At 68.6% G+C, this 24,729-nt stretch carries 27 protein-coding genes; 8 read left to right on the forward strand and 19 right to left on the reverse strand.

What is annotated here, in order from left to right; all coding sequences use genetic code 11:
- The first annotated feature begins 153 nt into the window (after positions 1-153).
- The gene (ccoG, locus tag H261_RS01750) at positions 154-1,599 is read left to right on the forward strand and encodes a cytochrome c oxidase accessory protein CcoG (RefSeq protein ID WP_008613653.1); all 1,446 of its coding nucleotides are present in this window, start codon (positions 154-156) and stop codon (positions 1,597-1,599) included.
- A gap of 4 nt (positions 1,600-1,603) precedes the next feature.
- Here the strand turns inward: ccoG and H261_RS01755 are convergent, their stop codons facing one another.
- Positions 1,604-2,080 carry a response regulator gene (locus H261_RS01755; protein ID WP_008613654.1) on the reverse strand — a complete coding sequence of 159 codons (477 nt, stop codon included), beginning with the start codon at positions 2,078-2,080 and terminating at the stop codon, positions 1,604-1,606.
- 54 nt (positions 2,081-2,134) lie between these two features.
- Positions 2,135-2,908 carry a hydroxyacylglutathione hydrolase gene (gene gloB, locus H261_RS01760; RefSeq protein WP_008613655.1) on the reverse strand — a complete coding sequence of 258 codons (774 nt, stop codon included), beginning with the start codon at positions 2,906-2,908 and terminating at the stop codon, positions 2,135-2,137.
- A gap of 92 nt (positions 2,909-3,000) precedes the next feature.
- Here gloB and H261_RS01765 point away from each other — a divergent pair, with 92 nt between their 5' ends.
- The gene (locus H261_RS01765; protein WP_008613656.1) at positions 3,001-3,735 is read left to right on the forward strand and encodes a class I SAM-dependent methyltransferase; all 735 of its coding nucleotides are present in this window, start codon (positions 3,001-3,003) and stop codon (positions 3,733-3,735) included.
- Between the two features lie 45 nt (positions 3,736-3,780).
- Here the strand turns inward: H261_RS01765 and H261_RS01770 are convergent, their stop codons facing one another.
- A complete protein-coding gene (locus H261_RS01770; protein ID WP_008613657.1) occupies positions 3,781-5,367 on the reverse strand; it encodes a peptide chain release factor 3 in 1,587 nt (528 codons plus the stop codon).
- Positions 5,368-5,431: 64 nt separating this feature from the next.
- On the opposite strand from H261_RS01770, the gene H261_RS01775 reads away from it, so the two are divergent.
- Positions 5,432-5,620, forward strand: coding sequence for a hypothetical protein (locus H261_RS01775; RefSeq protein WP_008613658.1), 189 nt, complete (start codon positions 5,432-5,434; stop codon positions 5,618-5,620).
- Here the strand turns inward: H261_RS01775 and H261_RS01780 are convergent.
- A complete protein-coding gene (locus tag H261_RS01780; RefSeq protein ID WP_008613659.1) occupies positions 5,595-7,211 on the reverse strand; it encodes a SagB/ThcOx family dehydrogenase in 1,617 nt (538 codons plus the stop codon). The genes H261_RS01775 and H261_RS01780 overlap by 26 nt on opposite strands.
- Before the next feature lie 77 nt (positions 7,212-7,288).
- On the opposite strand from H261_RS01780, the gene H261_RS01785 reads away from it, so the two are divergent.
- Positions 7,289-7,654, forward strand: coding sequence for a hypothetical protein (locus H261_RS01785; RefSeq protein WP_008613669.1), 366 nt, complete (start codon positions 7,289-7,291; stop codon positions 7,652-7,654).
- 139 nt (positions 7,655-7,793) lie between these two features.
- On the opposite strand, the gene H261_RS01790 is transcribed toward H261_RS01785, so the two are convergent.
- The gene (locus tag H261_RS01790; protein WP_008613671.1) at positions 7,794-8,696 is read right to left on the reverse strand and encodes a diacylglycerol/lipid kinase family protein; all 903 of its coding nucleotides are present in this window, start codon (positions 8,694-8,696) and stop codon (positions 7,794-7,796) included.
- A gap of 171 nt (positions 8,697-8,867) precedes the next feature.
- Between H261_RS01790 and H261_RS01795 the strand changes: the two genes are divergently transcribed.
- The 4 genes from H261_RS01795 to H261_RS01810 all read left to right on the forward strand — a co-directional run bounded on the left by H261_RS01795 (position 8,868) and on the right by H261_RS01810 (position 13,193).
- The gene (locus tag H261_RS01795; RefSeq protein WP_008613672.1) at positions 8,868-9,704 is read left to right on the forward strand and encodes a UDP-2,3-diacylglucosamine diphosphatase; all 837 of its coding nucleotides are present in this window, start codon (positions 8,868-8,870) and stop codon (positions 9,702-9,704) included.
- Complete coding sequence (locus H261_RS01800) at positions 9,632-10,669, forward strand: glycosyltransferase family 4 protein (protein ID WP_008613673.1); 1,038 nt, start codon at positions 9,632-9,634, stop codon at positions 10,667-10,669. Before H261_RS01795 ends, H261_RS01800 begins: the two co-directional genes overlap by 73 nt.
- Positions 10,670-10,740: 71 nt before the next feature.
- Positions 10,741-12,384: an ArnT family glycosyltransferase gene (locus H261_RS01805; protein ID WP_008613674.1), complete on the forward strand. Its 1,644-nt coding sequence runs from the start codon at positions 10,741-10,743 to the stop codon at positions 12,382-12,384.
- Entirely contained in the window at positions 12,381-13,193 is an 813-nt protein-coding gene (locus H261_RS01810; protein WP_008613676.1) for a phosphatase PAP2 family protein, read from the forward strand. Before H261_RS01805 ends, H261_RS01810 begins: the two co-directional genes overlap by 4 nt.
- On the opposite strand, the gene pobA is transcribed toward H261_RS01810, so the two are convergent.
- The 14 genes from pobA to H261_RS01880 all read right to left on the reverse strand — a co-directional run bounded on the left by pobA (position 13,166) and on the right by H261_RS01880 (position 24,650).
- Positions 13,166-14,341: a 4-hydroxybenzoate 3-monooxygenase gene (gene pobA, locus H261_RS01815; RefSeq protein WP_008613678.1), complete on the reverse strand. Its 1,176-nt coding sequence runs from the start codon at positions 14,339-14,341 to the stop codon at positions 13,166-13,168. The two genes, H261_RS01810 and pobA, sit on opposite strands and share 28 nt — an antisense overlap.
- Positions 14,342-14,369: 28 nt before the next feature.
- Positions 14,370-15,206, reverse strand: coding sequence for a class III extradiol dioxygenase family protein (locus H261_RS01820; RefSeq protein WP_008613680.1), 837 nt, complete (start codon positions 15,204-15,206; stop codon positions 14,370-14,372).
- A gap of 1 nt (position 15,207) precedes the next feature.
- Positions 15,208-15,561, reverse strand: coding sequence for a protocatechuate 4,5-dioxygenase subunit alpha (locus H261_RS01825; protein WP_008613682.1), 354 nt, complete (start codon positions 15,559-15,561; stop codon positions 15,208-15,210).
- An 11-nt stretch (positions 15,562-15,572) separates the two neighbouring features.
- Positions 15,573-16,565, reverse strand: coding sequence for an aldo/keto reductase (locus H261_RS01830; RefSeq protein WP_008613684.1), 993 nt, complete (start codon positions 16,563-16,565; stop codon positions 15,573-15,575).
- A 6-nt stretch (positions 16,566-16,571) separates the two neighbouring features.
- The gene (locus H261_RS01835) at positions 16,572-17,525 is read right to left on the reverse strand and encodes a Gfo/Idh/MocA family oxidoreductase (protein ID WP_008613686.1); all 954 of its coding nucleotides are present in this window, start codon (positions 17,523-17,525) and stop codon (positions 16,572-16,574) included.
- Positions 17,522-18,448 (reverse strand): amidohydrolase family protein, encoded by a 927-nt coding sequence (locus H261_RS01840; protein WP_008613688.1) that lies wholly within the window; start codon positions 18,446-18,448, stop codon positions 17,522-17,524. Before H261_RS01840 ends, H261_RS01835 begins: the two co-directional genes overlap by 4 nt.
- Positions 18,445-19,365: a DUF1932 domain-containing protein gene (locus H261_RS01845; protein ID WP_008613690.1), complete on the reverse strand. Its 921-nt coding sequence runs from the start codon at positions 19,363-19,365 to the stop codon at positions 18,445-18,447. Before H261_RS01845 ends, H261_RS01840 begins: the two co-directional genes overlap by 4 nt.
- Positions 19,355-20,038 (reverse strand): 4-carboxy-4-hydroxy-2-oxoadipate aldolase/oxaloacetate decarboxylase, encoded by a 684-nt coding sequence (ligK, locus tag H261_RS01850; protein ID WP_008613692.1) that lies wholly within the window; start codon positions 20,036-20,038, stop codon positions 19,355-19,357. The genes H261_RS01845 and ligK overlap by 11 nt, the downstream gene beginning before the upstream one ends.
- Positions 20,039-20,040: 2 nt before the next feature.
- A complete protein-coding gene (locus H261_RS01855; protein WP_008613694.1) occupies positions 20,041-21,069 on the reverse strand; it encodes an amidohydrolase family protein in 1,029 nt (342 codons plus the stop codon).
- Positions 21,066-22,157 carry a 4-oxalomesaconate tautomerase gene (locus tag H261_RS01860; RefSeq protein WP_008613696.1) on the reverse strand — a complete coding sequence of 364 codons (1,092 nt, stop codon included), beginning with the start codon at positions 22,155-22,157 and terminating at the stop codon, positions 21,066-21,068. Before H261_RS01860 ends, H261_RS01855 begins: the two co-directional genes overlap by 4 nt.
- 110 nt (positions 22,158-22,267) lie before the next feature.
- Positions 22,268-23,155, reverse strand: coding sequence for a LysR family transcriptional regulator (locus tag H261_RS01865; protein WP_008613701.1), 888 nt, complete (start codon positions 23,153-23,155; stop codon positions 22,268-22,270).
- A gap of 13 nt (positions 23,156-23,168) precedes the next feature.
- Positions 23,169-23,693, reverse strand: coding sequence for a 6-pyruvoyl trahydropterin synthase family protein (locus tag H261_RS01870; protein ID WP_008613702.1), 525 nt, complete (start codon positions 23,691-23,693; stop codon positions 23,169-23,171).
- Complete coding sequence (gene queE / locus H261_RS01875) at positions 23,693-24,301, reverse strand: 7-carboxy-7-deazaguanine synthase (RefSeq protein WP_008613705.1); 609 nt, start codon at positions 24,299-24,301, stop codon at positions 23,693-23,695. The genes H261_RS01870 and queE overlap by 1 nt, the downstream gene beginning before the upstream one ends.
- 7 nt (positions 24,302-24,308) lie before the next feature.
- On the reverse strand, positions 24,309-24,650 hold the full coding sequence (locus H261_RS01880; RefSeq protein ID WP_008613707.1) for a hypothetical protein: 342 nt from the start codon (positions 24,648-24,650) through the stop codon (positions 24,309-24,311).
- Positions 24,651-24,729 lie beyond the last annotated feature (79 nt).

A 24,729-nucleotide genomic window follows, 5' to 3' on the forward strand; every position in this document is an offset into this window, starting at 1 on the left:
TCCGGGGGCAAACCATATTTTGTGGCCGATACCCAAGTCGCCCCCCAAGTTCTCGGCCCGAACCGCAACCCCTCCATGCGCAAATCGGCTCAAGACTTTTCGGGATGGTTTTAATATAGTGCGGTTCTAATATAAATTCCGGAGAGCCCCGCCATGGACGCCAAGCCAGCCATACCGGCCTTGCCGCTGCACAAGGGCGAGGTGCCGGTCTACATGGAAACCGGCAAGGCCCAGCCCCGCGCGGTGAGCGGCACCTTCCGTTCATGGAAGTGGTGGGCCATGCTGGCCACCCTGGCGTGGTGGCATCTGGGGCCGTTCCTGCGCTGGGACCGTGGGCCGGGGGCGCCCGACCAGGCCATCCTGATCGACATGCCGGGCCGGCGGGCCTATTTCCTGTTCATCGAGATCTGGCCGCAGGAGATCTACTACCTGACCGGCATCCTGTTGATCTCGGCCATCCTGCTGTTCCTGATGAGCGCGGTGGCGGGACGCGTCTGGTGCGGCTTCATCTGCTGGCAGACGGTCTATACCGACCTGTTCGTGGCGGTGGAGCGGCTGGTGATCGGCGACCGCAGCCAGCGCATCGCCTTCGAACGCCAGCCGTTCTCGGCGGGCAAGCTGGCGAGGAAGGCGGTGATCAACCTGGCCTGGCTGGCGATTTCGGCGGCCTGCGGCATCGGCTTTACCCTGTGGTTCGGCGACGCCTTCGAGATGCTGCGAGACATCGTCACCGGCCGGGCCAGCCTGCCGGTCTATGCCTTCATCGCTATCCTGGGGGGCTTCTGTTTCCTGCTGGCCGGCTATGCGCGGGAACGGGTCTGCGTCTATCTCTGCCCCTATTCCCGCTTCCAGTCGGCCATGTTCGACGAGCATTCGCTGATCGTCACCTACGAGGCGTGGCGGGGCGAACCGGGCGGCGCGGCGCGCAAGGGCCAGAGCTTCGAGGGGCGCGGCCATTGCGTCGATTGCCGCGCCTGCGTCCAGGCCTGTCCCACCGGCATCGACATCCGCCAGGGCAACCAGCTGGCCTGCATCGGCTGCGCGCTGTGCGTCGACGCCTGCAACCAGGTGATGGACCGCTACGGCCTGCCGCGCGGCCTGATCTCCTATGATTCCACCCACAACATCGAATCACGCAGCTGCGGCAGGCCCGGCGGCCTGCGCATCGTCAGGCCGCGCACCCTGATCTATGGCGGCATCATGGCGGCGGTGGCGGGCGTCATGCTGTTCCGCCTGAGCACGCGGCCCGACGTGGACGTCAACGTGCTGCACGAGCGCTCGCCGCTGTTCGTCCAGATGTCGGACGGCTCCATCCGCAACGGCTATGCCTACAAGGTGCTGAACATGAAGGCCGAGGACCGCGCCTTCAGCGTGCGCCTGGAGGGCGCCCCCGGTGCCACCCTCTCGGTGGTCGGCGGCGAGAGCAACGCGGCCGCCGCCGAGCTGCGGGTGCCCCGTGATTCCGTGGGTGAATTCCGGCTCTACGTCACCGTTCCGGCGGAAGAGGCGGCGTCGAAGAGTATGCCGGTGACCTTCGTCCTCAACGGCTCGAGCCGCGAGGTGCGCACCCGGACCATCTTCGCCGGGCCGGAGAAATAGGGCCTCAGCCGTCGTCCTCGACCATGTCCACCCAGCTGGGGTCATGACCGGCCCGGCTGGACGGCGTGGCCAGGGTCGGCTTGGAAATCGGCGCCGCCAGTTCGGGCAGCACCGCCTCGCCCAGGGCGTCGCGGATGGCGGCCACCAGCTGTTCCGGCGAGATGGGCTTGCCGAGGAAGCGCACCGCCGGCCCGACCTGACGGTGGGACACGGCGGGGGTCCAATGCCCGGACAGCACCAGGACGACCACGTCGGGGAAGGCTTCGTACATTTCGGTGATCAGCGCCTTGCCGTCCATCACCGGCATGGCGATATCGGTGACCACCACATGGACCGGCCGCTCGGCCAGGATGTCCAGGGCCTGGAGGGCGCTGCCGGCGAACAGGCTTTCCCACTGTTCGGCATAGGCCGCCATGGTGCGCCGGATGCCTTCCAGCACCCGGGGCTCATCGTCGACGAACAGAACGCAGGACCCAGCCATTCGTCTCTCCGGCGGAAACATTCCACCCGCCACAGTTTATACCAAACCCGGCGGTCAGAACACGTCCTTGCGCCGCCGCAGCTCGGCGAAGACGCGCGCCGGATCGGTTCCCGGCTCCATGCCCACCGCCTTGGCCACCGCGGCGGTGTCGGCGCGCAGGAAGGGGTTGGCGGCGCGCTCGTCGGCCAGGGTGACCGGCACGGTCGGCCGGTTGTGGGCCCGCAGGCTCTCCACCTGATCGAGGCGGGCCTTCAGCGCCGGGTTGTCGCGCTCCACCAGCCGGGCGAAACGGCCGTTGGCGGCGGTGTATTCGTGGGCCGGGTAGGCGATGGTGTCGGGCGGCAGGTCGCGCAGCTTCTTCAAGGACGCCCACATCTCCTCGGCCGTCCCCTCGAACAGCCGGCCGCAACCCAGCGAGAACAGGGTGTCGCCGCAGAACAGCGCATGGCTGTCGGCGAACCAGTAGGCGATGTGGCCCGAGGTGTGGCCCGGCACCTCCAGTACGGTGACGGCGGCATGGCCCAGCATGAAGGTCTCGCCCTCCGAGACCTCCTGGGTAATTCCGGGAATGCGCTCGGAATCCCGGGCGGCGCCCAATACGGCGCAGCCGGTGCGCCGCACGAGGTCGAGATTGGCCCCGGTGTGGTCGCCGTGATGGTGGGTGTTGAGGATGTGGGTGAGCCGCCAGCCCCGCTCGGCCAGACGCTCCAGCACCGGCTCGGGCACCGCCGGGTCGATGGCCGCGGTGATTCCGCCCACCGGCTCGTGCACCAGGTAGATGTAATTGTCCGACAGCACCGGAATCTGTTCGACGACGATCTTGGCCATGGGCGTTCCGCCTTTTCGATACTCCGGTTGTAGCACCAACCGGCCAAAACGCCTATCCTCGAGCCATGAACGGAGATTTGTCCTACCCCGCCATGTGGACCGACGTGGTCGATCTGCGCGACTTCTACAGCGGCAGCCTGGGCCAGAGCGCCCAGCGATTGATCCGCCGGCAGCTGCGCGCCCTGTGGCCCGACGTCGGCGGCCAGCGGGTGCTGGGCCTGGGCTTCGCCACCCCCTATCTGCGGGTGTTCCTCAACGAGGCCGAGCGGGTGATCGCCGCCATGCCGGCCAGCCAGGGGGTGCTGCCCTGGCCGCCGGAAGGGCCGGGCCTCGCCACCCTGGTGGACGAGACCGACCTGCCGCTGCCCGACCGTTCCATCGACCGGCTGCTGCTGGTCCACGCCCTGGAATCCGCCGAGCAGGTGCGCGCCATGATGCGCGAGGCCTGGCGGGTCCTGGCCGATGGCGGGCGGCTGGCGGTGGTGGCTCCCAACCGCCGCGGCATCTGGGCGCGCCTCGAGCGCACCCCGTTCGGCAACGGCCGGCCCTACACCATGGGCCAGTTGAACCGGCTGCTGCGCGACAACATGTTCACCCCCATCCACAGCGCCTCGGCGCTGTTCCTGCCGCCCACCACGTCGCGCATGCTGCTGCGCTCGGCCCCGGCGGTGGAGCAGATCGGGCGGCGCTGGTTCGAGACCTTCGGCGGCGTGATCATCGTCGAGGCCGCCAAGCAGATCTATGCCGGCTCGGCGGTGCGCGAAGCCAAGGGCAAGCGCCGCTCCTACCTGCCGGTGGCGGAAGGGTTCTCGCGGATGATGAAGTAGCCCATCGGGGCCTTCGCCCCGAGCCTCAATCGGGAATCCGCCCCCTCAGTGCTGCTCGCGCGTCGCGGTGAAGCGGACCTTCTCGAAATCCTGCTGGGCGCGGTTGAGCTGCCAGGAATTGCGCGCCAGATAGACCATGGCGCCGTCGCGGTCCTCGGCCATGTTGGACTTGTTGGAGTCCATGAAGCGCTTCATCTCGGCCTCGGATTCGGCGGCCACCCAGCGGGCGGTGACGAAGCCGCCGTCCTCGAACCCGGCCTTGATGTTGTATTCGGATTCGATGCGGGTGGTCAGCACGTCGAACTGCAGCGGCCCGACCACGCCGACGATCCAGGTGGAGCCGTCCAGGGGCTTGAACACCTGGGAGACGCCTTCCTCGGCCAGATCCTCCAGCGCCTTCTTCAGCTGCTTGGCCTTCATGGGATCGTCGAGCCGCACCCGGCGCAGCACTTCCGGCGCGAAGGTAGGGATGCCGAGGAAGTTCATGTCCTCGGATTCCGACAGCGTGTCGCCGATGCGCAGCTGCCCATGGTTGGGAATGCCCATGATGTCGCCGGGAAAGGCCTCTTCCGCCAGCTCGCGGTCGCGGGCCAGGAAGAACACCGGATTGACCAGGGCCATCACCTTGCCCGAGCGCACGTGCTTCATCTTCATGCCGCGCCGGAAGCGGCCCGAACAGATGCGGAAGAAGGCGATGCGGTCGCGGTGGTTGGGGTCCATGTTGGCCTGGACCTTGAAGACGAAGCCGGTGACCTTGGCCTCGTCCGGCTCGACGGTGCGGGTGTCGGCCTTGCGCGAAATGGGCGGCGGCGCCAGCCGGCCGATACCCTTCAGCAATTCCGCCACGCCGAAGGTCTTCAGCGCCGAGCCGAAGAACACCGGGGTCAGGTGGCCGGCCAGGAAGCTTTCCAGGTCGAATTCGGGATAGCCGCCCCTGACCAGTTCCACCTCCTCGCGCAGGCGGTCGGCGGCGGCCTTGCCCACCGCTTCGTCCAGCCGGGGCGAATCCAGCGGGGCGTCGACGCTGATCTCGGCGATATGGTCGCCGCGGCCGGGGTCGAACATGATGACCCGGTCGTTGACCAGGTCGTAGACGCCCTTGAGGTCGCGGCCCATGCCGATGGGCCAGGTGACGGGGCAGACGTCCAGCGCCAGGGTCTTCTCCACCTCGTGCAGCAGGTCGAAGGTCTCGCGGCCCTCGCGGTCGACCTTGTTGACGAAGGTGATGATCGGCACGTCCCTGAGACGGCAGACCTCGAACAGCTTCAGGGTCTGGGTCTCGATGCCCTTGGCGGCGTCCAGCACCATGACGGCCGAATCCACGGCGGTCAGCGTGCGGTAGGTGTCCTCGGAAAAGTCCTCGTGGCCGGGGGTGTCCAGCAGGTTGAAGGACAGGCCGGCATACTCGAAGCTCATCACCGAGGCCGACACCGAGATGCCGCGCTCCTTCTCGATGGCCATCCAGTCCGAACGGGTACGGCGCTGCTCGCCGCGGGCCCGCACCGCGCCGGCCATCTGGATGGCGCCGCCGAACATCAGCAGCTTTTCCGTCAGCGTGGTCTTGCCGGCGTCGGGGTGGGAGATGATGGCGAAGGTGCGCCGCAGGGCGATGGCGTCGGAGAGTGTGCTCATGGGGCTGGGTTTTCGCCTCCCTTGGTGCAAGAATCAAGGGGTTTAGCTCTGGAGCGCAGCGACTATGCGCATCGACCTCGATCCCGATCTGGCGTCCCGCCTCCACACCGTGGCCCGCCAGCTCAAGCGCGACCCGGCCGAATACGCCCGCGCCGCCATCCTGGCCTTCGTGACGGATTGCGAGGACGCGGCCCGCATGCGGGCGCAACTGGCCGGCGGCGACTGGGTCAGGATGGAGAGCCAGCCGGATTGAGATGCCCATAGGCCGGACGGGTGGTGATGCGGGCGTCCTCCACCGCGCCGCCCACCGTGAAGTGGTAGAGCGACTGCCACGCCCCGCCGCCGGGCGGCAGCCCCAGCAGGGCGTGGACCTCGTCGTCGTGGTAGCAGCCGATGCCGGTGCCCGACAGGCCGCACGCCGTGGCCTCCAGGTAGAGCGCCTGGCCGATCATCCCCGCCTCCCAGAACAGGCGGCGATAGGCCCATTGCCCGTCTTCCGCCAGGGTGCGGCCGAAATCGGCCAGCATGCCCAGCGAAAAGGCGCCGCGCCCGGCGATATCCTGGGTGCATGACACCTGGGCGGCCGCCCGGGTGAGGTCGCCATCGGCCAGACGGTAGAGCGGCAATTCCACCGCCGCCTTCTCCCAGGCGAAGCGGGAATGGCAATCGCCGCGCAGCCGCTCCAGGGCATCGGGATCGCGGACCAGGGCGTAGAGACCGGGAACCAGCCCCTCCACCCGGTGGACGAACAGCATCAGCGACAGCCGCGCGGCCCAGGGCCAGGACCGCCACGGCACCCGCTCCCGGTCGGGCAGGGTGGCGGCCAGCAGGCGCAGGAAGGCGTCCTTGCCCATGCCGCTCACCCCGTCCATGGCCTGGGCGCTGCGGCGCCGCCGGATGATGGTGGCGACGGGCTCCGGACTGGCCGGCAGCGGCGGCATGGGCAGCGAGGGCGGCACAGGGGCGGGCGGGGTGGCGGGTTTTTCCGACAGGGCGAGGGCCTGGCCGATCACCTCCCACACCACATGGTCCGGGCTCAAACCATTGGCCTCGCCGGCCCATTCCCCCGTCACCGGACGCAGCGCGGGCTCGGCGGCCAGGGGGACGGGCGACACCCATGCGATCAGGTCGGGATGCTCGGGCTCGAAGCGGCGGCAGGAATCGGGGCGGTCAAGGCCGAGCAGCGCCGCCAGATCCTCGTCCCCCGGCGCGGTCAAGGCGCGGAGATGCCAGCCCAGGCAGGCGGCGGCGTAAGAGGCGGCGGCCAAAGCGTGGCCGGCATCGTGCTGGCAGTAGCGGAAGGCGCGCTCGCCGTACTTCCACGCTTCCCGCCAGGGAATGGACGACAGGGCCAGCAGGAAACCGCCCTCCGGCAGGTCGGCGGGCATTGCCTCGAGGCGGCAACGCTCCTCGAGGGCATGGTGGAAGGGGGCGTAGTGATAAAGGCCCGGCCCCCCATTACCGATACCGGCGCCGATCCCGTCCAGCGGCGGCAGGACCACCCAGCCCTCGGTGGGGTGGAGATTGCCGCTGCTGGGATTGTTGCGCAACGCCCAGCGGGCCTCGCCCACCTCCTTCCAGGCCGACAGGCCGAGCGCCAGTTCCAGGAACAGCCCCAGCCCGTCCGGGTCCAGCGGCGCCGGCACGCGCCCCTCCAACGCCCCGAAGGGCGGGGTTTCGGCGTCCAGGCCCAGGGGCAGGGCGATGCGCCGCGCCCCGGCGAAGGCGCGGAACGGGTCGGGCTGGGTCTCCCAGTCGAGGAAGCCCGGCCCGCGCGCGTAGCGCCGGCTGTGATGCTTGGTGCGCTCATGGTAGGCGGCGACGTGGTCCAAAGGTTCTTCCATCCCCGTCTTTCCCCCTTGCGGTCCGCACCATATATTGGAATGGAACCAGACGGCATCATCCCCGGACACCGAAGATCATGGCCACGCCTCCCCCCACCGACCTCGCCGGCGAACGGCTGGTGCGCAAGACGCCCGACCGCATCCTGCCGCTCGACCGGGGCGACCAGGACTATATCCGTGCCGGGCTGGAGGCGGTGCAGGAGGCCTTCGGCATCGCCGCCCTGCCCGACGTGCCCATCGCCCTGATGCCGGGACGCACGCTGATGCGGCTGCTGGTCGACCTGCGGGCCGGGCTGCGTCCGCGCAATCCCGGCCAGACCGAGGCCTGGGGCCGCCTGGCCGGCGCCATCCTGGTGCTGGACACGGCGGGCGAGTTCGCCGCCCAGCATTCCCAGGCGGAGGAACGCCGCCGCGCCATGGAGCGCGACGACCTGGACGATTAGAGCGCTGAGCCTTGTATGGCGGTAGCAGCGTCGGCGCTCATGCGAGCATTGAGCGAGCGGCCAAGGGCGCGGAGGCGCCCGCCCGGCGAGGGCAAAACAAATAAAGCTAAAGCGGGATGCACATTTAAGGCGTCACGTTTTAAGGGCAGATAAGCTCCACCGTCTCGTCGGCGATGGAGATTTCGGCGGGCAGGCGGGCGACGATGTCGCCGTCTCCCTGGACCGGGGCGCCGCGCGGCCCGGTGATCAGGATGTTGCGGGCCGATACCACCCGCACCTCGGGCAGGCTGGGCAGCTTGCCCAGCGGCAGGGCCAGCCCATAGCGCAGCATGCCCGCCAGACCCGGATTGGGCAGGATGCACAATTCCAGCATCGGCGAGGACAGGTCGGCGTCGGGGGCGGCGATGAACGGGCCGCCGTAGAAGCGGCCCTTGCAGGCCACCACCATGCGCCCCTCGTACTCCACCCCGTCGGCCCGGATGGTCAGCTTGGGATAATCGTAGCCCACCGCCTGGCGCAGGCTTTCCACCACATAGGCCAGCTTGCCCGCCCGGCGCTTGAGCGCGGTGCTCACCCCCGCCACCACATGGGCGTCGAGGCCGGCCCCGGCCATCAGCAGGAAACGCCGCCGGTTGACCAGACCCACATGAATCCGCCGCAGCGGACCGAAGGCGACGGTGCGCGCCACCTGCTCCACGTCGTCGGGGTCGAGCCCGATCTCGCAGGCCAGGACGTTGGCGGTGCCCAGCGGAATCACCCCCAGGGCCAGCCCGCTTTTCCCCGCCCCCAGGCCGTTGAGGACCTCGTTGACCGTGCCGTCGCCTCCCGCCGCGATCACCGCGTCGAAATCGTCGGCGGAGGCCTGGGCGGCGAAATCCTCGGCATCGCCACTCTGCCGCGTCTCGCGGCAGGTGACCCGCCCCCCCAATCCGGTGATGCCCGTCACCACCATCTCCAGAAGCCGGCCGCGGCGCTGGCCGGCGGCAGGATTGTGAATCACCAGGACTCGGCGGGGCACCATGGCGTCTTGATCGCTGATCATGGGGCGAGTGTATAGCGCGCCACACGGCGAGGCACGGTGAATTATTTATTGCCGATAAATGTCAGCATCATGAAATAATTCAGAAATAACAATAAATCATATGGATAACGACAGGAAATTGGCTATTGAATCGGGCAGTACAGCGCGGCATCAACCTCGGATTACTGCAAGATGAACGCCAATATCGATATCACACGGCGTTACAGGACCATCTGGATTTCCGACATTCATCTGGGTACCCGCGGCTGCAAGGCCGACGACCTGCTGGACTTCCTGAAGAGCACCGAGAGCGAGACGCTGTATCTGGTGGGCGACATCGTCGACGGCTGGCGGCTCCGGCGGTCGTGGTACTGGCCGCAAAGCCACAACGACGTGGTGCAGAAGCTGCTGCGCAAGGCGCGCAAGGGCACCCGCGTGATCTTCGTCCCCGGCAATCACGACGAATTCGCGCGGGACTATCACGGATTGCTGTTCGGCGACATCTCTGTGGTGACGACTGTCATCCACCAGACCGCCGACGGCAAACGCCTGCTGGTGCTGCACGGCGACGCCTTCGACGGGGTGGTCAAGCACGCCCGGTGGCTGGCCCATCTGGGCGATGGCGCCTACACCCTGGCGCTGGCGCTCAACCACTGGCTCAACGTGGCGCGGCGCGCGCTCGGCTTTCCCTACTGGTCGCTGTCGGCCTACCTCAAGCACAAGGTCAAGAACGCCGTCCAGTACATGGCCAGCTTCGAAGACGCCATGGCCGACGAGGCGCGCCGCCACGGCGCCGACGGCGTGGTCTGCGGCCACATCCACCACGCCGAGAAGCGGGAGGTGAACGGCATCCTCTACTGCAACGACGGCGACTGGGTCGAAAGCTGCACGGCGCTGGCCGAGGACTTCGACGGCCGGCTCGAAATCATCCGCTGGCTGGAGGACGAAGGAAACCCATGCGCATACTCGTCGTCACGGATGCCTGGCTCCCCCAGGTCAACGGCGTCGTCCGCACCCTCGACACCCTGAGGACAGAACTGGAACGGAGCGGCCACGAGGTGGTGATGGTCACCCCCGACAGCTTCCGCACCCTTGCCTGCCCCACCTATCCGGAAATCCGCCTGGCGCTGCGCCCCGGCGCCAAGCTGGCGGCGATGATCGAGGCCGCCCAGCCCTGCGCCATCCATATCGCCACCGAAGGTCCCCTGGGCTGGGCGGCGCGGGCCTGGTGCCGGCGCCGCGGCCTGCCCTTCACCACCGCCTACCACACCAGATTCCCGGAATACATCAAGGCGCGCTTCGGCGTGCCGCTGACCCTGTCCTACGCGGTGATGCGCCGCTTCCACGATTCCTCGTCCCGCGTCATGGTGGCGACCCAGGGAATCGAGGACGAACTGGCCGGGCGCGGCTTCCGCAACATCGGCCGCTGGTCGCGGGGCGTCGATACCGGATTGTTCCGCCCCCGCCCCGAAGCCAGGGGAGCGGACGGCCCTTTCGCCCATCTGCCCCGGCCGGTGTTCCTCAACGTCGGGCGGGTGGCGGTGGAGAAGAACATCGAGGCGTTCCTGACGCTTGACCTGCCCGGCTCCAAGGCGGTGGTGGGCGACGGGCCGCAACTCGACGAGATGAAACGCCGTTTCCCCGCAATCCACTTCGCCGGCCCCCGTCTGGCCGAGGACCTGGCCCGCCACTACGCCGCCGCCGACGTCTTCGTCTTTCCGTCGCGCACCGACACCTTCGGGCTGGTGCTGCTCGAAGCCCTGGCCTCGGGCCTGCCGGTGGCGGCCTATCCGGTGCCCGGCCCCAACGATGTGATCGGCGGTTCGCCCTCCGGCGCGCTGGACGGCGACCTGGGCAGGGCGGCGCTGGCGGCGCGGGCCATCGATCCCGCCCTGTGCCGCGCCCACGCCATGACCTTCTCGTGGGAGGCCTGCACCCTGCAGTTCCTCGACAATCTGCGGCCCTTCGAGACGGGGGGGCGGGCGGCGGCGTAGCTCACCCTTGACCATCCGCCCCGCTTCATGCTGTTGATGCCGCGTCCCGAGTCTGCACGGATCGCCCCATCGTGGAACGACTGACCGGCGGTATCCGCCCCTATCTCCTGCTTTCGCTGCTTTCGCTGTTCCTCTATCTGCCGGGTCTGGTGGCGCTGCCGCCCATGGACCGCGACGAATCGCGCTTCGTCCAGGCCACCCGCCAGATGCTGGAGACCGGCGACTACGTCCGCATCCAGTTCCAGCAGGAGATGCGCGCCAAGAAGCCGGTGGGCGCCTACTGGCTGCAGGCCGGTTCGGTCAGCCTGTTCTCGGACAAGGCCAGCCGCTCCATGTGGCCCTATCGCCTGCCTTCGGCCCTGGCGGCCTGGGCGGCGGTGCTGATGACCTTCGCCTTCGGGCAGCACCTGTTCGGCCGCCAGGTGGCGCTGCTGGGCGGCGCCCTGCTGGCCTCGTCGCTGATCCTGGTGTCCGAGGCCCATCAGGCCAAGACCGACGCCATCATGCTGGCCACGGCCGTGGCGGCCCAGGGCGCGCTGGCCCGTTTCTACCTGGCGTCCAGGGGCCGGTCGGCGGTGCCCGGCCCCCTGGTGGCGCTGGTGTTCTGGGTGGCCATCGGCGCCTCGATCCTGATCAAGGGGCCGGTGATTCCCGCCGTCGCCATCCTGACCATCCTGGCGCTGGGCTTCGCCGACCGGCAATGGGCGTGGCTGGTGGGCCTGCGCCCCTTCACCGGGATGATCGTCGCCGCCGCCATCGCCGCGCCGTGGTTCGTGGCCATCTCCCAGGCCACCGGCGGCGCCTTCGTCGGCGAGGCGGTCAAGGGCGACCTGCTGCCCAAGCTGCTGGGTGCCCAGGAAAGCCACGGCGGCTGGCCCGGCACCTATCTCGCCCTGGCGGCGGTGATCCTGTGGCCCGGCTCGCTGCTGCTGTGGCCGTCGCTCACCGCGGCCTGGAAGGTGCGGCTGCGCCCCGAGATCCGCTTCTGTCTCGCCTGGCTGGTCCCCGCCTGGGTGATGTTCGAGATCGTGCCGACCAAGCTGCCCCATTACGTGCTGCCCACCTTCCCGGCCCTGGCGCTGCTGATGGCGGTGGCGGTGGTGGGCCGCGCCCCCGACCTGCTGTCGAAGCCGGCCAAGGTCTGGTACGCCGTCTGGTGCCTGATCGGGCTGGTGCTGGCCGCCGCCGTGGTGATCGCGCCGCACCAGTTCGCCATGGCCCTGCCGGTGATGAGCATCCCCTCGGCCCTGCTGGTGGCCGGCACCGCCCTGGCCGCCGGCTGGCTGGCGTTCCGGGAGCGGCTGCGTCCGGCGGTCATCGCCCTGGTGCTGACGGCGGTGACCAGCTTCCAGGTGGTGTTCGAGGGCGTGCTGCCCGGCCTCGACTACCTGTTCGTCAGCCGTCAGGCCGCCGAGCTGGTCGCCCAACGCCCCCATCGCGGCGCCGTGGTGGTGGCCGGCTATGCCGAGCCCAGCCTGGTGTTCCTGCTGGGCACCGACACGGTGCTGACCAGCGGCGAGGCCGCCGCCCAGCACCTGACCAACGGCCCGGCGGCGCTGACCCTGGTGGCCGACCGCGAGGAGGAGAAGTTCTTCGCCGCCGCCGCCCGCATCGGCGTCAAGCCGGTGGTGGTGGGCATGATCAAGGGCTTCAACTATTCGCGCGGCAAGAAGGTGACGCTGACCGCCTACGCCGTGGAGGGCAAGGCGCCATGAGACCGCTCGATCTCGTCGTCCGCCAGTGGGAAAAGGGCGGGAACCGTGTCGCCCTGGTCTGGGAGGAACTGGCCGGTTTCCGCAGCTTCACCGCCGGGCAATGGGCGCGCACCGTCCAGCGGCCCCGCACCTGGGGCACCGTCTATTGCGCCCTGCTGGTGCTGATCGGCTATGTCATCCTCGACCGGCCGCTGGCCCGCTTCCTCAAGGCCCAGGTCACCGGCGAGTTCGAGGGCTTCTGGAAGACCATCACCCATCTGGGCCTGGGTGGCGTATGGATGGTTCCGGCCGGATTGCTGGCGCTCGGCCTGATCCTGTCGGCCCTGGCGGCGCCGGGGCTGGAAGAGCGCGCCCGGCTGCGGCGCATGGCCTGGGTGCCGGGCTTCCTGTTCCTGTCCATGGCGGCGTCGGGCATCGCCGGCAACATCGTCAAGATGCTGGTCGGCCGCACCCGGCCCGCCGCCCTGTTCGACAGCGGCATCTACGATTTCGTGCCGCTGACCCGGGGCTATCTCACCAATTCCTTCCCGTCGGGCCACACCCAGGCCATTTTCGCCGCCATGACGGCGCTGGCCCTGATCTTTCCGCGCTACGACCTGGCGTTCATCGCCGTGGCGCTGCTGGTGGGTTTAAGCCGGGTGCTGACCACCGTGCATTTCCTGTCGGACGCGGTGGCCGGGGCCTGGCTGGGGGTCATGGTCACCCTGGTGCTGCATTCCCTGCTGATCAAGCGCGGCATCGACGTCCGCGTCCGGTTCGAGCGGGACAAGAGGCTTCTGGATCAGTCCTCGAAGGGCAGCCCCACGTAATTCTCGGCCAGGGTGGTCCGCCCGGCCAGGGAATGGACCACATAGTCCAGTTCGGCCTCCAGCGCCCGCTGCTCGAAGGGCGGCGTGTCGGGGAAGCGGTGCAGCAGGTTGGTCATCCACCACGAGAAGCGCTCGGCCTTCCAGATCCGGCGCAGGCAGCGTTCGGAATAGCGCTCGATACCGTCCGTGCTGCCGCCGTAGAACGCGATCAGGGCATGGCCCAGGGTCCGCACGTCCGATGCCGCCAGGTTGAGGCCCTTGGCCCCGGTCGGCGGCACGATGTGGGCGGCGTCGCCGGCCAGGAACATCCGGCCGAAGCGCATGGGCTCGGCCACGAAGCTCCGGAGCGGCGCGATGCTCTTTTCCAGCGACGGGCCGGTGACCAGGGCGGCGGCGGCCGGCGCGTCGAGGCGGGCGCGCAGTTCGTCCCAGAAACGGTCGTCGGACCAGTTCTCCACCTTCTCGGTCAGCGGCACCTGGACGTAATAGCGCGACCTTGTGTGCGAGCGCATGGAGCACAGCGCGAAGCCCCGCTCGCTCTTGGCATAGATCAGCTCGTCGCAGACCGGGGGCGTGTCCGACAGCAGACCCAGCCAGCCGAAGGGATAGACCCGCTCGAACGTGCGCAGGGATTCCTTGGGCACCGAGGCGCGGCACACTCCGTGGAAGCCGTCGCAGCCGGCGATGAAGTCGCAGGCGATCTCGTGCCGCACCCCGTCCTTGAGGTAGGAGACGCGGGGATGGTCGGTGTCGAAGCCCGATACCGCCACCTCCTTGGCCTCGTAGACGGTGGCGAGGCCGGCCTTGGCGCGGGCGTCCATCAGGTCGCGGGTCAGCTCGGTCTGGCCGTAGATCATCACCTGCTTGCCGCCGGTCAGGCCGTGGAGGTCGATGCGGTGGCGCAGCCCCCCGATCAGCAGTTCGATGCCGTGGTGGGGCAACCCCTCGCGGTGCATGCGCTCCCCCACCCCGGCCTCGTCCAGCAGGTCGATGCAGACCTGCTCCAGCACCCCGGCCCGGATGCGGCCCAGGACGTAGTCGGGGGTATGGGCCTCGAGAATGACGGCGTCGATGCCCGCCTTGGCCAGCAACTGGCCGAGGATGAGGCCGGACGGGCCGGCCCCGATGATGGCGACTTGGACTCTCATGTTCGTCCTCCCATACCCCGCATTACGCCTACACCGTCTCCATGGCGATCAGGCCGGCGGCGGTGTTGGAGATGGGGATGTGGTAGTTGGTGTGGATGGCCTTGACCGTGTCGCCCAGGGCGCCGCGGGCGGTCAGCCAGTTGATCAGCTCGACGCCCTGGGTGCCGGTCAGTTCCACCAGATCGGGGATCGAGTATTGGGTGACCCAGTCGGGATCGCTGACCAGCTTGTCGAGGAATTCCAGGTCGAATTTCTTGTTGATGAAGCCGGCCCGCTCGCCGTCCAGCTGGTGCGACAGGCCGCCGGTGCCCAGCACCACCACGCGGGCGTCGGAATCCCAGCTCTCGATGGCCTTGCCGATGGCCCGGCCGAAGGCGAGGCAGCGCTTCGGGGTCGGCAGCGGGAACTGCACGGTGTTCTGGCAGATGGGCACGGTGCGCAAGCCGGCGTTGCGCTTCGGCCACAGCAGCTCCAGCGGCAGGGTGAAGGCGTGGTCGACCAGCATCTCCTGGCAGGTGACCAGGTCGAACCCGTCCTCGATCAGGTTGTCGATCAGGTGCCACGACAGGTCGAGATCGCCCTTGAACGGCGCTACGGTGGGAATGCCCCAGCCCTCGTCGGCGTTGTGGTATTCCTCCACCGCGCCGATGGCGAAGGTGGGCATCTTGTCGAGGAAGAAGTTCAGGCCGTGGTCGTTGTAGACCACCACCGCCACGTCCGGCTTGACCTTGTCCAGCCAGGCATGGACCGGCGGAAAACCGTCGAAGAACGGCTTCCAGTAGGGGTCCTGCTGCAGGTTGTTGGCGATGGCGCGCCCGATATAGGGCACGTGGGTGACGGAGATGCCGCCGACGATCTTGGCCATGTCAGTTCTTTCCCGCTTCGACGAGTTTCGCCTGGAATTCCGCCTTGGTCATGCCGGTCTGCTGCGCGCCGACGTCCTGCATGTCCAGCTTGTAGATGCCGCCCAGCTTGGCGATGAAATAGGCGTTGCCGCCCGCCGCCAGCATGGCCAGCACGCTGAGGTCGAGAACCGCCTTGGTCTGCTCGGCGTTGAGGCCGAACCGGGCGCAATAGCCTTCGCGGTCGGCGAGGAAGGCCTGGCGGTTTTCCTCGGAATTGAACGAGTAGCACATCTTGTTCAGCGCGTAGCCCTTGCGGGCCATGTCGCCGTCGAAGATGGTGGTGCCGGGTATGACCCGCTTGGATTTGCTTGCCACGTGGTGCCTCCTCAAGAGAATTCTTCCGTGTCGATCTCGGTCTGGATGGCCGCGTTGTAGCGGGCTCCCCACACGGTGTTCCGGTTGATCAGCAGGTCCAGCCGGGAGATCGTCTCCGGTGGAAGGGTGAGCCCGTCGGCCCCCAGATTCTCGTCCAGGTGGTCGCGGGATTTGGTGCCGAACAGGGCGATGACGTTGGAGCCCCGGGCCAGGACCCAGGCCAGGGCCAGCTGGGCCGGGGTGCAGCCGGCCTCGGCCGCGATGGCCTTGTAGCCGTCCAGCAGCCCGAGGTTGCGGGCATAGGGCTCGGGGTCGAAGCGCGGCATCTGGCGGCGGATGTCCTTGGCCTCCAACTGGGTGGCCGGGTCGGTCAGCCGCCCGGTGAGGAAGCCCCGGGCCAGCGGGCTGAAGGCCACGAAGGCCACCCCCAGCGCGCGGCAGGCGTCGAGCACCGCGATCTCGGGATTGCGGGTCCACAGGGAATATTCGCTTTGCACCGCCGCGATGGGGTGCACGGCATGGGCGCGGCGCAGGGTGGCGGCCGAGACCTCGGACAGGCCGACGGCCCTGATCTTGCCCTCTTCCACCAACTCGGCCAGGGCGCCGACGCTGTCCTCGATGGGCACCGCCTTGTCCCAGCGGTGCAGGTAGTAGAGGTCGATCACCTCGGCGCCCAGGCGGGCGAGGCTGTCCTCGCAGGTGCGCTTGATGGTCTCGGGGCGGCCGTCGATCACCTTCCGGCCGTCCACCCCGGTCATGCCGCATTTGGACGCCAGGGTGATGCGGTGGCGATGGGGCTTCAGCACCGGGCCGACCAGGGATTCGTTGGCGCCGAAGCCGTAGAGGGCGGCGGTGTCGAAGAAGTCCACGCCGCAATCCAGGGCGCGGCGCAGCACCGCCTCCGCCTCGCCGCGTCCCGGCGGCGTGCCGTAGGCGTGGCTGAGGTTCATGCAGCCCAGGGCCAGGGCCGAAACGTTGAAGGGGCCGATTCGGCGCTGTTCCATGGGGGTCTACTTCAACTGCTGTTCGAGCTTGGCGAGGGTGCGGTAGCAGGGCAGCACCCTGGCCACCGAGGCGTTGGGCTCGCGCCCCTCGCGGATGGCGGCGATGAATTCGCGGTCCTGCAACTCGATGCCGTTCATGGAGACGTCCACCGTGGTGACGTCGATGGGCTGGTCCTTGCCGTCGAACAGGTCGTCGTAGCGGGCGATATAGGTGCCGCTGTCGCCGATGTAGCGGAAGAAGGTGCCCAGCGGTCCGTCGTTGTTGAACGATAGCGACAGGGTGCAGATGGCCCCGGTGCTGGATTTCAGCTGGATGGACATGTCCATGGCGATGCCGAGCTCGGGATGGATCGGCCCCTGCACCGCGTTGGCGGCGACGATCTCGCCGCCGGTCTGGTAGGCGAACAGATCGACGGTATGGGCGGCGTGGTGCCACAGCAGATGGTCGGTCCAGCACCGCGGCTGGCCCAGGGCGTTGATGTTGGAGCGGCGGAAGAAATAGGTCTGCACGTCCATCTGCGAGATATTGAATGCGCCCGCCGCGATCTTGTTGTGGATCCACTGGTGGCTGGGGTTGAAGCGCCTTGTATGGCCGCACATGGCCACCTTGCCGCTCTGCCTTTGCAGCGCCACCAGGGATTCCGCGTCGGCCAGAGTGTCGGCCATGGGGATTTCCACCATCACATGCCGGCCGGCCTTCAGGCAGGCCATGGCCTGGGCGGCATGGATTTGGGTGGGCGTGCACAGGATGGCGGCGTCGACGTCGGGGCGGGCCAGGGCGTCGGCCAGATCATGGGCGACATGGGGAATGCCGTACTTGGCGGCGATCTCCTCGGGCTTGTCCTCGGCCCGGCTGACCACCGAGACCACGCGGACGCCGTCGATCAGCTTCAGCGCGTCCAGATGCTTGACGCCGAAGGCGCCGGCGCCGACCAGGGCGATGTTGACGGGCTTGTTCATGACGTCGGGGTCCTTTCTTCCGGCCAGTACAGCCGCATGGGATTGTCCACCAGCAGCTTGCGCTGCAGCTCGGGCGTGGGGGCGATGCGGGGGATGAAGTCGACCAGCAGCCCGTCGTCGGGCATGTGGTCCTTCAGGTTGGGATGGGGCCAGTCGGTGCCCCACAGCACCCGGTCGGGGAAGGTCTCGACGATGGTCCTGGCGAAGGGCACCACGTCGTCATAGGCGGCGCGCTGGCCGTCCAGGGCCTTGGGGCCGCTGACCGACAGGCGCTCGGGGCAGCTGACCTTGCTCCACACATTGGCGTGCTCGCGCATGAACTTCAGGAACAGGCCGAATTCCGGCCCGTCCACCGGCTTGGCGACGTCGGGGCGGCCCATGTGGTCGACCACCACGGTGGTGGGCAGGGCGGTGAAGAAATCCACGAGCTCGGGCAGGTCCGCCGCCTCGAAATAGATCACCACGTGCCAGCCCAGCGGCGCGATGCGCGACGCGATCTCCATCAGTTCGTCCTTGGGGGTGAAATCCACCAGACGGCGCACGAAGTTGAAGCGCACGCCGCGCACCCCGGCTTCGTGCAGGCCGCGCAGCTCGCCGTCGCTGATGGAGCGCTTCACCGTGGCGATTCCGCGCGCCCGGCCGCCCGACGCCTTCAGTGCGTCCACCATGGCGCGGTTGTCGGCGCCGTGGCAGGTTGCCTGGACGATGACGTTGCGGGCGAAGCCGAGATGGTCGCGCAAGCTGAACAGCTGGTCCCTGGAGGCGTCGCAGGGGGTGTACTTGCGCTCGGGGGCGAAGGGGAACAGGCGGCCGGGGCCGAAGACGTGGCAATGGGCGTCGACACTGCCCGGCGGCGGGGTGAAGGCGGGCTTGGACGGGTCGGCGTACCAGTCGAGCCAGCCGGGAGTCTTCTCGAAGGTCATGGCTGCTCCTTGTGCTTGAGGGCGGCCAGGATGCGGTCGGCCTCGACCCGCCAGTCGCCCGACCTGGCGAACCCGGCGGAGGATTTGGAACCGAACACGCCGTCATCGGCCAGATCGGCCACCCAGGCCTGGCGCAGGGCGGTGCCGGCGGCCGAGAAGGGGTCGAGGCCGGCCTCGCGCACCGTCTCGGCCGCCTCGCGGACCTCCTCGGCGCGCCGCCGCCCATGCTGGATCACCCGCTGGAAGAAATAGGCGCCCAGCTTCTCCCACTCCAGGCCGGGAAAGGTCTCCTCCAGCGAGGCGATCACCGCGTCCTCGACGCCGTGGGCCCTGGCGGCGGTGAAGCTCTCGATCACCATGGCCTCCAGGCCCTTGATCATCACCGAGCGGCACATCTTGGTGGCCGAGGCGATGCCGAGGCGGTCGGAGGCCACCCTGGCGGCGAAGCCCAGGCGGTTCAGCAAGGGCTCCAGCGCGGCGGCATGGGGGCCGCCCAGCAGCAGTGGCACCTTGATGCGGTAGGGCGGCACCGAGGTCATCACCGCGCCTTCGACGAAGCGCCCGCCGGCCCCGTTGACTAAGGCGGCGGCCCGGGCCTTGGCCCCGGGCGAGGCCGAGTTGAAGTCCAGGAACCAGGTGCCTTCGCGCAGCCCCGGCGTGCAGGCCTCGGCCACCGGCACCGCCTGCGACGCGGTCACCGCCGAGATCACCAGACCGGACCGGGCCGCCAGGGCGGCATGGCCGGACACCAACTCCACCCCGAAGCGGGCGGCGTGCCCGAGCAGATCGCCCCCGGCCGGTCCGCCCAGCTTGATGTCGCAGGCGGCCACCCGCACACCCTGGACGCGGAGATCCTCCGCCAGGATGCGGCCCACCTCGCCATAGCCGATCAGGCCGATGGAGAGATCAGTCGACATACTTCAGCCCCGCCTTTTCCAGGGCCTCGCGCATCTTGTACATGTCGAGCCCCAGTTCGCCGGCGGCGAGGCGCCGGCGCTTGGCCGTCTCGTTGTCTTCCCGCGCCTGGGCGGCGTCGGCGGCCTGTTGCGCGATGGCCGCCGGGACCACCACCACGCCGTCGTCGTCGGCCACCACCACGTCGCCGGGATTGACCAGCGCCCCGGCGCAGATCACCGGAATGTTGACCGAACCCAGCGTCGCCTTGATGGTGCCCTTGGCGCTGATCGCCGTGGAGAACACCGGAAAGCCCATGGCGGTGAGATCTTTCACATCCCTCACTCCGGCGTCGATCACCAGCCCCACCGCGCCCCGCGCCCGGAACGAGGTGGCCAGCAGGTCGCCGAAGAAACCGTCGGTGCAGTCGGCGGTGATGGCGGCCACCACCACGTCGCCGGGCTGAACCTGCTCGGCCGCCACATGCATCATCCAGTTGTCGCCGGGATGCAGCAGCACGGTCACCGCCGTGCCGCACAGATGGGCGCCGGTGTAGATGGGCCGCATGGTGGGCTTCATCAGGCCGACCCGGCCCATGGCCTCGTGGATGGTGGCGACGCCGAACTTCGACAGCCTTTCGACCGCCACCTTGTCGGCGCGGACGATATTGCGCTTCACGATGCCGAGATTGTTCATGGTCAGAGTCCCTTCGCCTTGAGCGCCCGGTCGAGGCGGGGATAGACGTGCCGCGCGTTGCCCTCGTAGACCTTGAAACGGTCTTCCGGGCTCAGATTCAGCGTCGCCTCGATGTAGCGCTTGGTGTCGTCGTAATGGTGCCCGGTCTCGGGATCGATGCCCCTGACCGCGCCGATCATCTCGGAGGCGAACAGGATATTGTCCACCGGGATCACCTTGGTCAGCAGGTCGATGCCCGGCTGGTGGTAGACGCAGGTGTCGAAGAAGATGTTGTTGAGCAGATGGTCGCGCAGGTGCGGCTTCTTCAGTTCCTGGGCCAGACCGCGGAAGCGGCCCCAATGGTAGGGCACCGCCCCGCCGCCATGGGGGATGACGAATTTCAGGGTGGGGAAATCCTTGAACAGGTCCGAGGTCAGGCACTGCATGAAGGCGGTGGTGTCGGCGTTGAGGTAGTGCGCGCCGGTGGTGTGGAAGCAGGAATTGCACGAGGTCGAGACGTGGACCATGGCCGGCAGCTCGTATTCCACCATGGCCTCGTAGATGGGGTACCAATGGCGGTCCGACAGTGGCGGCGACGTCCAATGGCCGCCGGACGGGTCGGGATTGAGGTTGATGGCGACGAAGCCGTATTCCTTGACGCACTTCTCGATCTCGGGGAGGCAGGTCCTGGGATCGGCGCCCGGCGATTGCGGCAGCATGGCCGCGCCGATGAAATGGTCGGGGAACAGGCCGGCGACGCGGGCGCACAGCTCGTTGCAGATGGCGGCCCAGGTGGAGCTGGTCTGGACGTCGCCGATATGGTGGGCCATGAAGCTGGCCCTGGGCGAGAAGATGGTCAGGTCGGAGCCGCGCTCCTTCATCTTGGCCAGCTGGTTGACCTCGATGGACTCGCGCAGTTCGTCGTCGCTGATGTTCAGGTCCGAGACCCTGGGAGTCTGGGACGGGTCCTTCAGCCCGGCGATCTGGCGGTTGCGCCACGCCTCCAGCGCCTGGGGCGCCGTGGTGTAGTGACCATGAATGTCGATGATCATGCGCTTTTTCCTTCCCAGATCGCGGCGGGGATCATCACCTCGCCCTTCATCAACAGGCGCGCGGTGCGCAACAGGGCGGCGCGGACCACCTTGCCGGGATCGGCGGGATCGAGTTCCAGCTCGACGCCGAATTCGCCGGTGGGGTGCTCGACGGCGACGGTCTTGACGCGGCCCGCCGGCACCACCGCCAGGCCCTCGGCCACCGAGCCGGTCAGCACGCAGGCGGTGGCCACGGTGACGGCGGCCAGCACGCCGATGGCGTCATGACAGACATGGGGAATGAAGCAGCGGGTTCCCACCGCCCCGCCGGCGCTGGGCGGGGCGATCAGGCACATCTTGGGATAATTCTTCGGTCCCACGTCGCCCAGGCCCATCAGATGCCCGGCCTTGAGGCGCAGGGACTCGAGGCGGGCCTTCAGCTCCGCGTCGGCATTCAAGGCCTCGACGCTCTCGGCGCCGGTGCGGCCCAGGTCGGCGGCGCGGAACAGCACCATGGGCATGCCGTTGTCGATGCAGGTCACCTCGAGGCCGTCGATGACGTCCCTGACCCGGCCGGTGGGCAGCAGGCCGGAGCACACCGAACCGGCGGTGTCGAGGAAGTTGATGGCGATGGGCGACGCGGTGCCGGGCACCCCGTCGATGCGGGCGCTTCCCGCGTACTCCACCTTTCCGCCCGGGGTCTGGACGGTGATGTCGCACTGCATGCCGGTGTTGAGCGTGAGCACGCGCAGCGTGGTGGCGTCGCCCTGTGCCGTGACGATGCCGCGCTCCAGGGCGAAGGGCAGGACGGCGGCCAGCATGTTGCCGCAATTGGGGGTGGTGTCCACCGTCTCCCTGTCGGGCTGCAACTGGGCGAACAGGAAGTCGAGATCGACGCCCGGCAGGGTGCCGGGCCGCACGATGCCCACCTTGGAGGTCAGCGGATGGCAGCCGCCCAGCCCGTCGATCTGCCGGGCATGGGGCGAGCCCATCACCGCCAGCAGCACCCTGTCTCTGAGCGCGATGTCGGCCGGCAGGTCGCTCTCCAGGAAGAACGGCCCGCGCGAGGTGCCGCCGCGCATGAACAGGCAAGGGATCGGGGTCTGCATCTGTCGGGCCTCCCAGCGTTCGACCTTGCCATGGTGACAAAATCCTGCCGGTCCACCAAGCCCCCCGGGGCCACTTTCAGCTATAGCGGATCGGCATAGCTTGAATAGTTTCAGCCCATTTCTGTTTTTACCAAATCCTGCAACAGGGCCATGGCGCGGCGTCCCAGCGGCGTGATGGGCTTGTGGGCCGAGACCGCCATGAACAAGGTGCTGGCCACGGACGGCTCCACCAGCCGGCTCAGGCTGAACGTTCCGGCGCGGCGCCAGGCGGCCAGCGCCGTCTCGGTCAGCACCGCATGGCCGTAGCCGGCGGCCACCAGATCGAGGATCGAGGGGATGGACGACACCTCCATCACCACCTTGAGCCGCGCCTCGGCGAAGGCCGCCTGGGTCTCCAGCAGCTTGCGCATGGCGTGGCTGCGCTCGGGCAGGATCAGGGGATAGGCCCCCAGCTCGGCCCAGCGCAGCGTGGCGGGTGCATCGCCGGCCGGGCCGACCAGGCCCAGCGGCTCGTCCAGCAGGCGCGACAGCTCGATGGCCGGGTTGGGCTCGGGGTTGTGGACGAGGCCGAGGTCGACGCGCCCGGTGGCGATCCACTCGCTGACATGGGTGGACAGCCCTTCGACCACGGCGAGGCGCGCCTTGGGCAGGGTGGCGCGGAAGCCCTCCACCAGGGGCAGGATCAGGCGCCGCCCGATGCTGGGCGGCAGGCCGACGACGATGCGGCCCGCCGGCTCGCCGCGCGCCGATTCCAGGTCCTCGGTGGCGCGGGCCACCGATTGCAGGATGCCCACCGCGTGGTCGAACAGCCGCTGCCCGGCCTCGGTCAGCGCCACGCCGCGCCCGGTGCGGTTGAGCAGGGTGATCCGCAGGTCGGTCTCCAGCAGGCGCACCTGCCGCGACAGGGCCGGCTGGGCGATCTCGAGCACCATGGCCGCCTTGCTGAAGCTGCCCAGCTCGGCGACGCGGACGAAGTATTCCAACTGCTTGAGGTTCATGGCCCCCCCCCAATCAACCCGGCGCGTATTCCGCCATGCAGTTGGGGGTTTCCCACACGCGGACCGCCACCAGCCGGGCGGTGGAATCGGAACGTTCGCGCACCGGCTCCTTCAGCACCTCGAACCAGTGTTTGGCCAGGCATTCGGCGGTGGGCTGGAACGGCACCACATAGAGCTTGGTGCCCATGCGGGTCCGGGTGGTCAGCGCCGCGCCGTTTTCCCGCACCTCGGCCAGGATGGATTCGGTCCAGTCCTGGGCACCCTGGGGCGCGAACAGGGCCAGCAGCTCGGCATCGGCGGAGGCCGCGATGAAGCCGTGATCGCAAGGCGCGTCGATGAGACGCATCATCTCGTGCTTGAGGAAACCGAAATCCACCACCATGTCGGTCTGCTCGCCGCTGGGATGCAGGTGGGCGGCCTCGCACTCCACCTCGATCACGTAGCGGTGGCCGTGCAGGTTCCGGCACTTGGAGCCGTGGGTCATGATGCGGTGGCCGGCATCGATCTCGATGCGGCGGCGGACGCGGAAGGTGGACATCAGGGTATTCCGACGATCTTGTGGGTCTGCAGGCTGAGCCGCCAGCGCGGCCGAGTCAAGCAATGGGCGATGGCGGCGCGGGTATTGGCGTCGCGCTCCGGCCCGTCCATGGGCTGCACCAGGAAATGGGTGAAGTCCAGATGCTCGAACGTCTCGGGCGCGGCGCCGGCCTGCGGGAACACCAGCTTCAGCTCGTCGCCCCGGGTCACCTTCAGGGTGGTGCCGGCCTTGGGGCTGACGCACACCCAGTCGATGCCGGGGGGCAGGTCCACCGTGCCGTTGGTCTCCACCGCCACCTCGAAGCCGAGACCGTGCAGCGCCGCCACCAGGGCCGCGTCCAGTTGCAGCCCCGGCTCGCCGCCGGTCACCACCACGGTGCGGGTGGCGCCGCCCACGTTCCGCACCGCCCCGGCCAGGGCTTGCGCGTCGGGATACTTCTCGCCGCCGACGAAATCGGTGTCGCAGAAGCGGCAGGCGGCGGCGGCGCGATCCTCCTCCCGCCCGCTCCACAGATTGCAGCCGGAAAAGCGCAGGAAGACCGCCGGCCGGCCGGCCTGCACGCCCTCACCCTGCAACGAGTGGAAGATTTCGCGGACGGTGTAGGGCATGGCGCCTTTAGTGGTCCGAGCCGTGGAGGATCTCGTCGGTGATGCCGGTCTCGTAGTCCAGGCCGGCGGGGGTCAGGGTCACCGCCATGGGGAAGCTGGCGCGGATCAGGCCCTTCCTCTCCAGCGCCACCCACACCGCGCCGTTGGCGAGGCCGCTGGCGTCCTTGCTCATCACCACCTTGCGGCCGACGTGGAAGTGGTTGCCGTGGGGATGGGGCAGGGCCGACAGGAAGACTTCGCCGCCGTCCATGCGGGTCGAGGTCTCGGGATGGCGGGCCAGTTCCTGGAACAGCACCAGGGTCTTCAGTTGCAGCGGATTGAGCTTCAAGGGATTGGCGCGGGGCGGCATGGGCGTCGGTTCCAAGGAAAGGGGGGGCGGCATCATGGCACCAGCCGCCCCCGGATTCCAAGAGTCATGCCGACGAATG

It is taken from the genome of Paramagnetospirillum caucaseum (assembly GCF_000342045.1).
Classification (GTDB): Bacteria; Pseudomonadota; Alphaproteobacteria; order Rhodospirillales; family Magnetospirillaceae; genus Phaeospirillum; species Phaeospirillum caucaseum.

Bases quoted from the DNA above. Each gene is read 5' to 3' on its own strand.
- H261_RS01780 (WP_008613659.1), bottom strand. From the start codon at position 7,211: ATGGAAGAACCTTTGGACCACGTCGCCGCCTACCATGAGCGCACCAAG.
- H261_RS01800 (WP_008613673.1), top strand. From the start codon at position 9,632: ATGCGCATACTCGTCGTCACGGATGCCTGGCTCCCCCAGGTCAACGGC.
- H261_RS01830 (WP_008613684.1), bottom strand. From the start codon at position 16,565: ATGGAACAGCGCCGAATCGGCCCCTTCAACGTTTCGGCCCTGGCCCTG.
- H261_RS01820 (WP_008613680.1), bottom strand. From the start codon at position 15,206: ATGGCCAAGATCGTCGGCGGCATCTCCGTCACCCACGTGCCCTATATC.
- H261_RS01865 (WP_008613701.1), bottom strand. From the start codon at position 23,155: ATGAACCTCAAGCAGTTGGAATACTTCGTCCGCGTCGCCGAGCTGGGC.
- pobA (WP_008613678.1), bottom strand. From the start codon at position 14,341: ATGAGAGTCCAAGTCGCCATCATCGGGGCCGGCCCGTCCGGCCTCATC.
- H261_RS01840 (WP_008613688.1), bottom strand. From the start codon at position 18,448: ATGACCTTCGAGAAGACTCCCGGCTGGCTCGACTGGTACGCCGACCCG.
- H261_RS01795 (WP_008613672.1), top strand. From the start codon at position 8,868: ATGAACGCCAATATCGATATCACACGGCGTTACAGGACCATCTGGATT.
- ccoG (WP_008613653.1), top strand. From the start codon at position 154: ATGGACGCCAAGCCAGCCATACCGGCCTTGCCGCTGCACAAGGGCGAG.
- H261_RS01855 (WP_008613694.1), bottom strand. From the start codon at position 21,069: ATGATCATCGACATTCATGGTCACTACACCACGGCGCCCCAGGCGCTG.
- H261_RS01770 (WP_008613657.1), bottom strand. From the start codon at position 5,367: ATGAGCACACTCTCCGACGCCATCGCCCTGCGGCGCACCTTCGCCATC.
- H261_RS01765 (WP_008613656.1), top strand. From the start codon at position 3,001: ATGTGGACCGACGTGGTCGATCTGCGCGACTTCTACAGCGGCAGCCTG.
- H261_RS01810 (WP_008613676.1), top strand. From the start codon at position 12,381: ATGAGACCGCTCGATCTCGTCGTCCGCCAGTGGGAAAAGGGCGGGAAC.
- H261_RS01790 (WP_008613671.1), bottom strand. From the start codon at position 8,696: ATGATCAGCGATCAAGACGCCATGGTGCCCCGCCGAGTCCTGGTGATT.
- queE (WP_008613705.1), bottom strand. From the start codon at position 24,301: ATGCCCTACACCGTCCGCGAAATCTTCCACTCGTTGCAGGGTGAGGGC.
- ligK (WP_008613692.1), bottom strand. From the start codon at position 20,038: ATGAACAATCTCGGCATCGTGAAGCGCAATATCGTCCGCGCCGACAAG.
- H261_RS01775 (WP_008613658.1), top strand. From the start codon at position 5,432: ATGCGCATCGACCTCGATCCCGATCTGGCGTCCCGCCTCCACACCGTG.
- H261_RS01870 (WP_008613702.1), bottom strand. From the start codon at position 23,693: ATGTCCACCTTCCGCGTCCGCCGCCGCATCGAGATCGATGCCGGCCAC.
- H261_RS01835 (WP_008613686.1), bottom strand. From the start codon at position 17,525: ATGAACAAGCCCGTCAACATCGCCCTGGTCGGCGCCGGCGCCTTCGGC.
- H261_RS01785 (WP_008613669.1), top strand. From the start codon at position 7,289: ATGGCCACGCCTCCCCCCACCGACCTCGCCGGCGAACGGCTGGTGCGC.
- H261_RS01845 (WP_008613690.1), bottom strand. From the start codon at position 19,365: ATGTCGACTGATCTCTCCATCGGCCTGATCGGCTATGGCGAGGTGGGC.
- H261_RS01755 (WP_008613654.1), bottom strand. From the start codon at position 2,080: ATGGCTGGGTCCTGCGTTCTGTTCGTCGACGATGAGCCCCGGGTGCTG.
- H261_RS01880 (WP_008613707.1), bottom strand. From the start codon at position 24,650: ATGCCGCCCCGCGCCAATCCCTTGAAGCTCAATCCGCTGCAACTGAAG.
- gloB (WP_008613655.1), bottom strand. From the start codon at position 2,908: ATGGCCAAGATCGTCGTCGAACAGATTCCGGTGCTGTCGGACAATTAC.
- H261_RS01860 (WP_008613696.1), bottom strand. From the start codon at position 22,157: ATGCAGACCCCGATCCCTTGCCTGTTCATGCGCGGCGGCACCTCGCGC.